The organism is Streptomyces sp. MBT65 (genome assembly GCF_016612545.1).
Classification (GTDB): domain Bacteria; phylum Actinomycetota; class Actinomycetes; order Streptomycetales; family Streptomycetaceae; genus Streptomyces.
The window spans coordinates 1-10,389 of sequence record NZ_JAENRY010000268.1; the positions used below are offsets into that span (position 1 = coordinate 1).

The following is a 10,389-nucleotide window of genomic DNA, read 5'->3' on the forward strand; positions in this document are numbered from 1 at the left end:
AGTCGTCCGCGCCGGCGGACTGCCCTTCGGGCCACGACGACACCGTGAAGTTGCTGTCCGCCGGCGCGGACGACTCCGCCATCGGCCGGCTGACTTCGAACGTGGACCCACAGACACGGCAGCGGTACTCGTAGCGAGGCATGCCCCCAGGCTAGCGCCGCCCTCACATGAGTACGGCACCTTGTTTTTTCATGAAGGTTTCGGCTGTGTCCTGTTCTGTCGTTTTCTTATATGGAGAACTTGCGAAGACCACTGGTAATTTGAGGGCGCCGAGTGATCTGTGAGACCGGGGGGAACCGGGATTTGCAGTCGTGTTCACGGCAACCTTTTCAGACCCTCGTACGTCAATGCGTCTGCCTGTGCGAGCAATACGGAGTGCGGAGGGGAGTCGCGTCGTGACCCACGAGGGGGACGGGGAGGAGCGCCAGGCACCGGACGAGACCATGCAGTTGAAGCTCCCCGCCGGGTTCAGGCCGGACGAGACCATGCAGCTGCGGTTGTCCGACCTGGAGATCCCCCGCGCGCCGGAGATACCCGAGGGGGAGACGAAACCGGTACGGCACCGGGGCCGCAAAGCCCCCCGCCCGTCCCTCCGCACCCGTCTCTCCCGTCTCGCCGTCGCCCTCGGCCCCCGCTTCGCTCCGGTCGTCGCCCGCCTCGCCCCGGTCGTGATCTTCCTCACTCCGTACGTCCGCAGGATGCGCCCGCAGTACCCGCGCCCGGGCCGTACGGACTGGCGCCGCTGGATACCCTCCTGGCGGCAGGGGCTCGGGGGCGTGCTCGCCTCCTTCGGCCTCAGCGGACTGTTCCTGGTCGTCGCCTACGCGACCACCGACATCCCCTCGAACCTCAACACGTACGCGACCCAGCAGGACAACGTGTACTTCTGGTCGGACGGGACGCCCATGGCCCGTACCGGCTGGGTGCAGCGGCAGGCGATGCCGCTGAAGGACATCCCCGAGGACGTCCGCTGGGCGGTGCTCGCCGCCGAGAACGAGAGCTTCTACAGCGACCCCGGCATCTCCATGAAGGGCATCGCCCGCGCCCTCTACCGCACGGTCGGTGAGGGGGACACCGAGGGCGGCTCGACGATCACCCAGCAGTACGTCAAGAACGTCTATCTGACCCAGAACCAGACGGTGAGCCGCAAATTCACCGAGGCGATGATCTCCCTCAAGCTCGACAACAAGATGAGCAAGGACAAGATCCTCGAGGGCTATCTCAACACCAGCTGGTTCGGCCGCGGCACCTACGGACTCCAGCGCGCCTCGCAGGCGTACTACGGCAAGGACGTCAGCCAGCTCAACGCGAGCCAAGGCGCTTTCCTCGCCTCGCTGTTGAAGGGCGCGGGCCTCTACGACCCGACGATCAGCAAGGCCAACCACGCCCGGGCGGTGGCCCGTTGGTCCTGGATCCTGGACCGCATGGTGAAGATCGGCAAGCTGTCGCCGACCGAGCGCGCCAAGTACAAGACCTTCCCCGAGCCGCTCAAGCAGTCGAGGACGTACGACACCGGTAAGCAGAGCGACTACCTGGTCGAACTGGCCACCCAGTACGTGAAGAAGACCGCGCACATCTCGGACAAGGACTTCGACCTCGGCGGCTACCAGATCTACACGACCTTCGACCGCGACCGCGAGACCAAGCTGACCAACGCCGTGAACAAGGCCCGCAAGGACGCGGTCGAGAAGGACTCCGCCAAGGCGAAGACCGCGCACTACGGCGCCTCCTCGGTGGCCTCCGACGGCCGGATCCTCGCCGTCTACGGCGGCCCCGACCACCGTACGCAGGGCTACAACGACTCCAACTCCACCACCGTCCCCGCCGGTTCGGCCTTCGAGCCCTTCGTCTACGCCGCCGCGCTGGAGCACGGGGTCACCAAGACCCGTGGCAGTCCGCCGACCTCGGTCACCCCGGACACGCTGTACGACGGGAACGACGCCGTGCCGGTCACCACACCGGAGGGGCCGTACTGGGACCGCAGCGGCAAGAAGGTGTCCGCGCACAACGACGGCAACAAGTCCTACGGGCAGATCAGTCTGCGCCAGGCCCTCGCCCAGTCCGTGAACACCCCGTTCATGCAGCTCGGGATGGACACCGGCCTGACGACCGTGCGGGCGACCGCCGAGAAGGCCGGACTCCTCTCGTCCAGTTTCGGGGCCCAGGTGCCCGCGCTGTCCCTGGGCAACGCCACGCCCAGTGCGCTGCGCATGGCGAGCGCGTACGGCACGTTCGACGCCGGGGGCGTCCACACCGAGCCGTACTCGGTCCGCCGTATCACCCGCAACGGCGCCGCGGTCGCCCTGGCGCGGCCGGAGCCGAACCGGGCGATCAGCAAGGAGACCGCGCGTGAGGTGACGGAGGCGCTCACGGACTCCTTCGGCCTCGCGCATCCCACCGCCGCCAAGACCGCCGGGACCGAGGTGGCGGGCAAGACCGGCACCACGCAGGACGACACCGCCGCCTGGTACGTCGGCACGGCCAAGTCCGTGTCGACGGCGGTCGTCGTCTACCGCATCGATCTGACCAAGAGCCTGGAACCTCTGCCCCTGAAGGGAGTTTCCGGCACCCCAGTCACCGACGTCCCCTACGGCATCTGGTCGAGAGCCATGACCCCGCTCGGCTGAGCTCGGCTGACCACCGCAGCGCAACCGCCACCTCCTCGCAGAATGAGCCGCCCATGAAGCCCCCGACGAAGGCGCCGTCCGGCCGCCGCCGCAGAGCACCTGAACCACGTCGTCGTACCCCGAAGCCGGGGTTCCTCACCCTGGCCGTGTTCCTTGTCGTCGCCTCACTGGTGACCGGGTATCTGGCGTTGAACCGGGACAACACGACGCCGACCGCGTCGGCCGGCAGAAGCACCACGCCCAAGTCGACCAAGGAACCCGTCTGGGACGGCAAGACGAAGGTGCTGGGGGACGGCTCGACCTCGTACACGGGGCCGCAGACGGACCAGTTGAAGGCGGTGCCGCTCAAGCCCGGTGAGAAACCACCCCAGTTCGTGGTCTTCTCCTGGGACGGGGCGCTTCAGGGGGACGACAAACTCTTCTCGCACTACCGGGAGATGGCCAAGGAGTACAACGCCCATATGACCTTCTTCCTCACGGGCATCTATCTGCTGCCCAAGAGCAAGAGGGACCTGTACCACCCGCCGATGCACTCGGTGGGCTCGGCCGCGATCGACTTCCCGACCGACCAGCACATCCGCGACACCCTGGAGCAACTCCGCCTGGCCTACGAGCAGGGCAACGACATCGGCACCCACTTCAACGGCCACTTCTGCGAGGCCAAGGGCGGCGGTGACTGGAGCGTCGCGCAGTGGAAGAGCGAGATCGACCAGTTCTTCTCCTTCGTCGAGAACTGGAAGACCAACACCGGCTACACCGACATCCCGGCCCTGCCCTTCGACTTCAAGAAGGAGGTCGTCGGCGGCCGCGCCCCCTGCCTGGAGGGCCAGCCCAACCTCCTGAAGGCGCTGAAGGGTTACGGCTGGAAGTACGACGCCAGCTCCCCGGGCGACTTCCAGATATGGCCCACCAAGAAGGACGGCCTCTGGGACTTCCCGCTCGAACTGCTCCCCTACGGGGACAACATCCAGGCCCTGTCGATGGACTTCAACTTCCTCTACAACCAGTCGGGCGGCGCCACCCAGGGCGACCCCGCGAAGTTCGCCGACTGGGAGAAGAAGACCGTCGACTCGTACATGGCCGGCTTCAACCGGGTCTACTACGGCAGCCGTGCGCCCCTGTTCATCGGAAACCACTTCGAGAACTGGAACGGCAGCATCTACATGAAGGCGATCGACACGATCATCCCGAAGATCTGCACCAAGGCGGGCGTGAAGTGCGTGTCCTTCAAGGAGTTGTCGGACTGGATGGACGTCCAGTCGCCGCAGACTTTGCAGCAGTTGCGCAGCCTGGACCCGGCCCAGTCGCCGGACTGGTCGACGGTGGTCAAGTGACCTCTCGGGACTGGTGAACTGACCAAGTGCAACCCCCTTCACAGGAGCCACACATGGCGTGCGAAGATGCCCTCGCCCGGTAGGCGTACCGGCGTAGAGGGGAACACCATTGAAATCCAGAAAACTGAGCCGTAAGCGGAGCCGCACGGCCATAGTCTCGGCGGCCGCCGCCTCGGTCGTCGCCGGCGTCGCCCTCGTGCCCAACTGGAGCGCGGGCGCGGCCGTCGTCGACGACCCGACCGTGAACGCCGCGACCAAGGCGACCTTCCAGAAGCTGGCCGACGCGGTCTTCACCGACCGCACCCAGGCGCTGGTGCACGGGGCCGGTACGAAGCAGAGCACCTCGCGCTTCTCGGGCGACGTCCGCCTCTCCAGCACCCAGTCGCGCGACGAGAAGGCCGCGCTGACCCAGCTGCGCGGCCGGCAGAGCAGCATCGCGAAGCTCGGCGAGACGTACAGCACGGGTGCCACCAAGGTCACGCTCGACGCGACCCGGGTCACCGGCCGTACCGCCAAGGCCGATGTCACCGAGACGACCACGCTGACGTATGCGAAGACCACGGGGAACGAGCCGAAGACCACCGGCTTCCAGGCCCACCACGAGCTGACCTTCAAGGCCGACCAGCAGGGCACCTGGCAGCTGTCGAAGATCGAGGACACCGACACCGGTGGCCTCGCCGTCAACACGGTGGCCAAGCCCGCGGTCAAGGCGTCGCCCGCCCCGGCCGACGACGGCAACACCACGCCGGACGCGCCGCGCGCGGCCACCACCCGCAACCCGGTGGCGGTCCCGAAGACGAGCACGACGTACGACTACAAGGCGATGGCGACCTACGCCGAGAAGTACTGGAACGTCTACAACACGGCCTACCCGAACTTCAACGGCCATGCGGACGGCGGCGACTGCACCAACTTCGTCAGCCAGTCCCTGAAGGCCGGCGGCTGGAAGCACGTCCCGGGCTACGTGTACGACTACACGAAGTGGTTCGGCACCGCCGACATCCAGTCGGACTCCTTCATCGGCGTCAACGAGTGGTCCTGGTTCGCGCAGAACTCCAAGCGCACCACCCCGCTCGCCAACGTCTACCAGGCCGAGGTCGGCGACGTCATCCAGGTCGACTTCGACCGGGACGGCGCCAAGGACCACACGATGATCGTGACGTACAAGGCCAACGGCATCCCGTACGTCACGTACCACTCGAACAACACCTACCGCAGGTCCCTGTCGAGCCTCATCGCGTCGTACCCGAACGCGTACTACTACGCGTACCGCACCTGAGCCTCACGGCTCGGCAGCACGTCATCGGCCCCCCGTCGCTTCGGTACGCGACCGGGGGCCGATCCGCGTTCAGGTCCGCCTCGCCCTCGCCCACCAGTCTCAGGACGCGATCAAGGGCCCGGCCGCCGCTGCGGGACGTACTCACGTGACCGGGCTCAGTGTCCGGGCGTCCCGCGTTCCTCGCGGATCCGGGAGACCACCCGGGACACGGACTGCCGTACGGCCTCCGTCTCCGTCAGGAAGTGCCAGTAGTCGGGGTGGCGGCCCTCCAGCGTGGCGATCGCGCGGTCGAGGCGGGCGACGGCGTCGTCGAGGGGGCGGGCGTCGCGCGGGTCGGGGGTGGAGCGGCCGGACATCGCGAGGCGCTGGGCGTCGCGGATCGCGAAGCGGGTGCGGTCGATCTCCTGCTGGGGGTCCTTCTGTACGGCGTTCAGCCGGCGCAGGCGGTCACCGGCGGCCGACACGGCCTCGTCGGTGGTGTTCAGCAGCGCCCGTACGGTCGACAGCAGCGACGTGGCGTCCGGCCAGCGCTGCGCGTCCCGGGCGGCCTGCGCCTCCTTCAGCTTCGCCTCGGCCTGCCGTACGTTCTCGCCGGCCTGGTCGGGCACGTGCTGGAGGTCCTGCCAGCAGGCGGCGGAGAAGCGCCGCCGCAACTCGCTCAGCACCGGGTCGACCTGCCCGGCGCGGGTGGTCAGCGCCTGGGCGCGGGTGCGCAGCGACACCAGCCGGTGGTCGATCTCGGCAGCCCGCTCGGGCAGCCCGTCGGCCTCGGCCCGGATGGCCTCCGCCTCCCGGGCGACCTGCGTGGCCCGCTCCAGCGTCTGCGGTACGCCGTGCTGTCCGGCGCCCTGGTTCAGCTTCGTCAGCTCCGGCCCCAGCTTGGCGAGCCGCCCGGCGAGATCGTCGGCGCGCAGCCCCGACGCCCGTACGGCGTCGAGCGCGTTGCTCGCGGCGAGCAGCGCCTGCCGGGCCCGCTCGACGGCGGGCGCCAGCCGGGCGAGCTGCGTCTCGGCCTTGCCGAGCAGCGGCCCGAGCCCGCTCTCGAACCGGTCCAGCTCCTGCTTGACCTGCCCCAACTGGTCCTTGGCGGCGGTCAGTTCGGTGCGGGCGCGGTTCGCGGCGGCGGCCTCCAGGTCGTCGCGGTCGAGGTCGTGCGCGTCGACGGCGTTGATGTACCGGCCGCTCGCCTCGTCGATCCGCCGGCCCAGCGACTCGAAGTCGGTCACCGCGCGGCGGGCGGCCGGCGAGTCGTCGACCGCGGTGATGGTGTCTATCGAGATCCGCAGATCCCGCTGGGCGGTGTCCAGCTCGTAGAACGCGGCCGCGGCCGCGTCCTTCGCCGCCTGCGCCTCGGCCCGCTGACTCTCCGCCCGGCCGCCGAACCAGCGCCGGGTGCCGCCGCCGGCGAACGCGGCGGGCAGCGCGAGCGCGACGAGCAGCGGCAGGCCCATGAGCGCGAGGGTGTCGAAGGCGGCACGGGCGGCGGTCGAACCGCGCCTGGACCGTGTGAGCGGCGAATACGGCTGCGCAGGTGTCGCCGTCACATCCCTCTCCCGTGTTGTCCGTCCTGACCGTTGTCATTCTCCCACCGGTAGAGGACGAACACACGAGCCGGTCAGTTCGCGTTCCGCACCGTGACTTTCCCGTCGCCGGTGTGGGCGGTCACCACATGAGAACTCGACGAGTCCCGGGGCACCGACACATCCACCCCGCCGTCCCCGGTCGTGGTCGTCACGCGGTACTTCGTGCCGTCGCCCTTGGGCAGCGCGATCGTCACCGACCCGTCGCCGCTGCGGGACTCCACCAGGTCCGGTACGGCGCCGAGTTCGAGGTGCACCGACCCGTCACCGGTGGTCGCGTGGACCTCCCGGGACGACACCTCGGCGTGCACGGACCCGTCCCCGCTGTGCAGCGTCAGCACCCCGGTGGAGTCGGTCACGCGCACGGACCCGTCGTGCGTACGGATATTCAGCGCATCCGTGAACCCCCGCGCCCGCACACTCCCGTCCCCGTCCTCCACCTTCACGGCGACCCCGCGCGGCACCTCGATCCGGTGCTTGACCGAGCAGTCGGCGATCACTCCGGAACACTTCATCCGCAGCACCAGCCGGTCGCCGTCCATCGCCCAGCTCACCTCGGGATCCGAACCGATCGCCACCTTGCCCTGCCACCACCGGGTGACCTCGATCTTCCCCGCCGGGTTCGCGTCCGAGGCGACGACCTCGAGCGCGGAGTCGTCGGAGTCGATGGTGAGGGTACGACCGGGCAGTGCGAAGGCGCGGTGATCGGGGTGCTTGTCGTCCCCGGCCGAGGCGGTGCCGCAGGCGGTGGCACCCGCGAGAAGCAGGGCGACACCGGCGGTCGCGGTGAGGACACGGCGGGTGGTGCGGGTGCGGGTCACGGTGATTTCCCCCTGGGACGGACGCGGAGTCCCGATGACTCCTACGGCTCCCCTCGACCGTAGGCAGCGACGCTCCTCCGGGGCATCCGGCGCACTCCCGGACCCGGGGTGGGGAAAACCCCCGACCGTGCCCTGACCTGTCTTCCGTGCCGATACGGGTTTGCAGGACAGGCCCCCCGGCAATGTAGGCTGTCAACTCGTTCTGGGCGCGTAGCTCAGGGGTAGAGCGTCGCCCTTACAAGGCGAATGTCGGCGGTTCGAAACCGTCCGCGCCCACCAGGATGAACACCAGGTCAGAGGCCTCCCGGGGAGATCCCCGGGAGGCCTCTTTCCGTACGGGCCCGTCAGGCGGCGGTATCACGTTTTCCCGGGGCGATGGGCAGGATGACCCCATGACTGAATCCGGCACGGACACCGGCACCACACCCTCGCGCTCCGTCTTGTCCCTGTGGTCGCACGACTCGGTGTTGTCGATCGGGTCGGTGGGGTCGGTGTTGTCCATCGGGTCCGTCGGGTCGGCGTTGTCCGTCGGGTCGATCGGGAGTTCGTTGTCGGTGGGGTCGATCGGGTCGGCGCTGTCGTTGGTGTCGGCCGGGTCGTGGCTGAGTACGGGGTCCGTGCTGTCCGCGCAGTCGCGGTGGTCGGTGCTGTCGTGGCGTGCGACGCGCGGCTTCCGGGCCGTCGGGGACGGTGAAGGGGTCCTTTTCGGTGGGGTGCCGGTCGTGGGGGCGGTGCGGGTCGCAGGAGTCGTCGGGGCTGTGGCGGCCCTGGCGGTGGCCCAACGGGCGCTGCGGAAGCCGTAGTTGACGGCTGGGGTGTTCGGGTTCAGGACCAGAACTCGTTGGCCCTGTCGATGTCCTCGACGCACTCGTCCAGGTCCGTGATCTTGTCACCGAGGATGCGGAAGACGATGCCGCCGGTCTCGTCGATGTGCTTGCCGTCACGCTCGGCCGTGAAGCGGTGGAGCGTGACCGCGTGGCCCCGGCCGTCGACGAGGACGTTGCGCAGTTCGACGCGCAGGGTTCCGTTCGTCTGCGCGAAGAGCTGTCCGTACATGTCGATAGCCGCGTCCTGGCCCTTGAAGTCGCCGGACAGCGGGTGGGTGCCGGGCACGTGGTGCGTGACGTCCGAGGACATCAGCCCGCGCAGGGTGTCCATGTCGCCACGGACGAAGGCGTCGTAGCCCTTGCGGACGAGGAGTGCGTGCGGGTGGTCGGCCATGACCGATCGCCGCCTCTCGGTTGCTTCGGCGATATGAGGCTCAACTCACCCATTGTCCGCCTTGTCGCCCACCGGTGTCGCCTCGTGGGCGTGCTTCAGCTTCATCCGGCCCTCCACGCGCTCCGTCGCCGCCACCTCCGTCCAGAAACGGTGGCCGCTGACGAAGACCGCGAGTTCGTGCTCCCGCTGCCGGAGCTTCTCCACCTCGGCCTGTTCGTCGGGCGTCCAGCCGGGGGAGGCCGGGCGCTCCACCTTGCGCCAGCCGCCCCCGTCACTGAACCCGTCCAGGGGCTCGACCGACCAGGGCAGCCGCTTCAGCAGGGCCGAAAGCTCGGCCCGGACCTGATGCAGCTCCTCCTGTCCGGCGAGGAGGTCACTCGGGAAGTCGTAGGTCGTAGGCACGCGCTAATGCTACGCCTGTTCGAATTTGGGTCGCGAGTTCCTTCCGGGACTTCATGCGAACGGGTGTGGGTCGGATTCGAACGGGCGTGGGCTGTGGAGGGAGGGGGGTGGCCTGTCGAAGGTCGAGCGGGGAGCCCCGGGCGTCTCGGGCCGTCCCATCGCCACGCACCGCTGAACTGGCGCTATGCCTCCATGGAAAGCCGGATTCCCGTGGGGCGGCACGCCGACCGTCGCGCTTCGCATGTGGCGCCCCGACGCCGTCGTGCTGTTCGACTGACACGTTCCAGCGCGCACCGCCCCCGGCACGGTGGACGGAGTGAACATCCACTCCGACATCGGTCAGCCCCTGCTCTAGCATGTAATGCATGACAATGGCTGGTGACCATTACGAACTGGTCGCAGGTGTGCCGTCCGTCGACGTCTTCCGGCGGCTGCGCACCGATGCGGGACTCTCCGACAAGGACCCCGAGGCGGTCGCGCTCGCGCTGCCCAACACCTGGTACGGCGTGGTGCTGCGGTACGCGGGCGACCCCATCGGCATGGGGCGGATCATCGGGGACGGCGGTACGGCGTTCCAGGTCGTCGACATCTGTGTGCATCCCGCGCACCAGGGGCGAGGGCTCGGCCGGCGCATCATGGCCGCGCTCACCGCGGAGTTGGAACGCCGGGCGCCCGCCACCGCGTACGTCTCGCTCATCGCCGACGGCCCCGCGCGCTTCCTCTACGAGAAGTTCGGCTTCGCCGACACCGCCGGGCACGGCTCGATCGGCATGTACCGCGTGATGTCCGCCGTCCCCAGGGCGGCCGCGGATGTCAGTGGGCCCGCCTAGTGTGCCGGGCATGGACGAGGGACAGGTGAGGCTCCGGCCCTGGGCGGAAGGTGACCTCTGGTTGCTGGAGCGGCTCAACAGCCCTGAGATGACCGAGCACTTGGGGGGTCCCGAGGACGAGGAGCGGCTCGCTGCCCGGCATCGGCGGTACGGCGGTCTGGAGCGGGGGTGCATGTACCGGGTCGAGTTGGCGGCGAGCGGGGAGACCGTCGGCTCGATCGGGTACTGGGAGCGGGAGTGGCGGGGCGAGCCGGTGTGGGAGACCGGGTGGGGTGTGCTGCCCGAGTTCCAGGGG

Annotated in this window: 11 protein-coding genes and 1 tRNA gene; 7 read left to right on the top strand and 5 right to left on the bottom strand. The window is 68.9% G+C overall.

Features of this window, described 5'->3' with window-relative positions; genetic code table 11:
* A partial coding sequence (locus tag JHN63_RS39740; protein ID WP_200689977.1) for a zinc ribbon domain-containing protein occupies nucleotides 1–142 on the bottom strand: 142 nt, incomplete at its 3' end.
* A gap of 301 nt (nucleotides 143–443) precedes the next feature.
* Between JHN63_RS39740 and JHN63_RS39745 the strand changes: the two genes are divergently transcribed.
* The 3 genes from JHN63_RS39745 (at nucleotide 444) to JHN63_RS39755 (ending at nucleotide 5,240) form a co-directional block, all read left to right on the top strand.
* A complete protein-coding gene (locus JHN63_RS39745) occupies nucleotides 444–2,627 on the top strand; it encodes a transglycosylase domain-containing protein (protein ID WP_200689986.1) in 2,184 nt (727 codons plus the stop codon).
* 53 nt (nucleotides 2,628–2,680) lie between these two features.
* Nucleotides 2,681–3,961, top strand: a complete 1,281-nt coding sequence (locus JHN63_RS39750; protein WP_200689978.1) for a hypothetical protein — start codon at nucleotides 2,681–2,683, stop codon at nucleotides 3,959–3,961.
* A gap of 109 nt (nucleotides 3,962–4,070) precedes the next feature.
* Nucleotides 4,071–5,240: an amidase domain-containing protein gene (locus JHN63_RS39755; RefSeq protein ID WP_200689979.1), complete on the top strand. Its 1,170-nt coding sequence runs from the start codon at nucleotides 4,071–4,073 to the stop codon at nucleotides 5,238–5,240.
* A gap of 155 nt (nucleotides 5,241–5,395) precedes the next feature.
* Here JHN63_RS39755 and JHN63_RS39760 read toward each other — a convergent pair whose 3' ends face one another.
* Together JHN63_RS39760 and JHN63_RS39765 are read right to left on the bottom strand one after the other, a co-directional pair.
* Nucleotides 5,396–6,784: a hypothetical protein gene (locus JHN63_RS39760; protein ID WP_200689980.1), complete on the bottom strand. Its 1,389-nt coding sequence runs from the start codon at nucleotides 6,782–6,784 to the stop codon at nucleotides 5,396–5,398.
* 71 nt (nucleotides 6,785–6,855) lie between these two features.
* Complete coding sequence (locus JHN63_RS39765; protein WP_200689981.1) at nucleotides 6,856–7,641, bottom strand: DUF4097 family beta strand repeat-containing protein; 786 nt, start codon at nucleotides 7,639–7,641, stop codon at nucleotides 6,856–6,858.
* 204 nt (nucleotides 7,642–7,845) lie between these two features.
* Between JHN63_RS39765 and JHN63_RS39770 the strand changes: the two genes are divergently transcribed.
* Together JHN63_RS39770 and JHN63_RS39775 are read left to right on the top strand one after the other, a co-directional pair.
* Nucleotides 7,846–7,920: transfer RNA gene (locus tag JHN63_RS39770), tRNA-Val, on the top strand.
* A gap of 113 nt (nucleotides 7,921–8,033) precedes the next feature.
* On the top strand, nucleotides 8,034–8,444 hold the full coding sequence (locus tag JHN63_RS39775; RefSeq protein WP_200689982.1) for a hypothetical protein: 411 nt from the start codon (nucleotides 8,034–8,036) through the stop codon (nucleotides 8,442–8,444).
* 22 nt (nucleotides 8,445–8,466) lie between these two features.
* On the opposite strand, the gene JHN63_RS39780 is transcribed toward JHN63_RS39775, so the two are convergent.
* A complete protein-coding gene (locus tag JHN63_RS39780) occupies nucleotides 8,467–8,862 on the bottom strand; it encodes a nuclear transport factor 2 family protein (protein ID WP_200689983.1) in 396 nt (131 codons plus the stop codon).
* Nucleotides 8,863–8,907: 45 nt separating this feature from the next.
* Complete coding sequence (locus JHN63_RS39785) at nucleotides 8,908–9,264, bottom strand: hypothetical protein (RefSeq protein WP_200689984.1); 357 nt, start codon at nucleotides 9,262–9,264, stop codon at nucleotides 8,908–8,910.
* Nucleotides 9,265–9,629: 365 nt separating this feature from the next.
* Between JHN63_RS39785 and JHN63_RS39790 the strand changes: the two genes are divergently transcribed.
* Nucleotides 9,630–10,094: a GNAT family N-acetyltransferase gene (locus tag JHN63_RS39790; protein WP_200689985.1), complete on the top strand. Its 465-nt coding sequence runs from the start codon at nucleotides 9,630–9,632 to the stop codon at nucleotides 10,092–10,094.
* Between the two features lie 10 nt (nucleotides 10,095–10,104).
* The coding region (locus tag JHN63_RS39795) for a GNAT family N-acetyltransferase (protein ID WP_374222988.1) at nucleotides 10,105–10,389 on the top strand (285 nt) is incomplete at its 3' end.

What these genes read in the sequence shown, in the direction of transcription:
- JHN63_RS39745 (WP_200689986.1), top strand. Translation starts at nt 444, where the DNA reads ATGCAGTTGAAGCTCCCCGCCGGGTTCAGGCCGGACGAGACCATGCAG.
- JHN63_RS39750 (WP_200689978.1), top strand. Translation starts at nt 2,681, where the DNA reads ATGAAGCCCCCGACGAAGGCGCCGTCCGGCCGCCGCCGCAGAGCACCT.
- JHN63_RS39775 (WP_200689982.1), top strand. Translation starts at nt 8,034, where the DNA reads ATGACTGAATCCGGCACGGACACCGGCACCACACCCTCGCGCTCCGTC.
- JHN63_RS39780 (WP_200689983.1), bottom strand. Translation starts at nt 8,862, where the DNA reads ATGGCCGACCACCCGCACGCACTCCTCGTCCGCAAGGGCTACGACGCC.
- JHN63_RS39790 (WP_200689985.1), top strand. Translation starts at nt 9,630, where the DNA reads ATGACAATGGCTGGTGACCATTACGAACTGGTCGCAGGTGTGCCGTCC.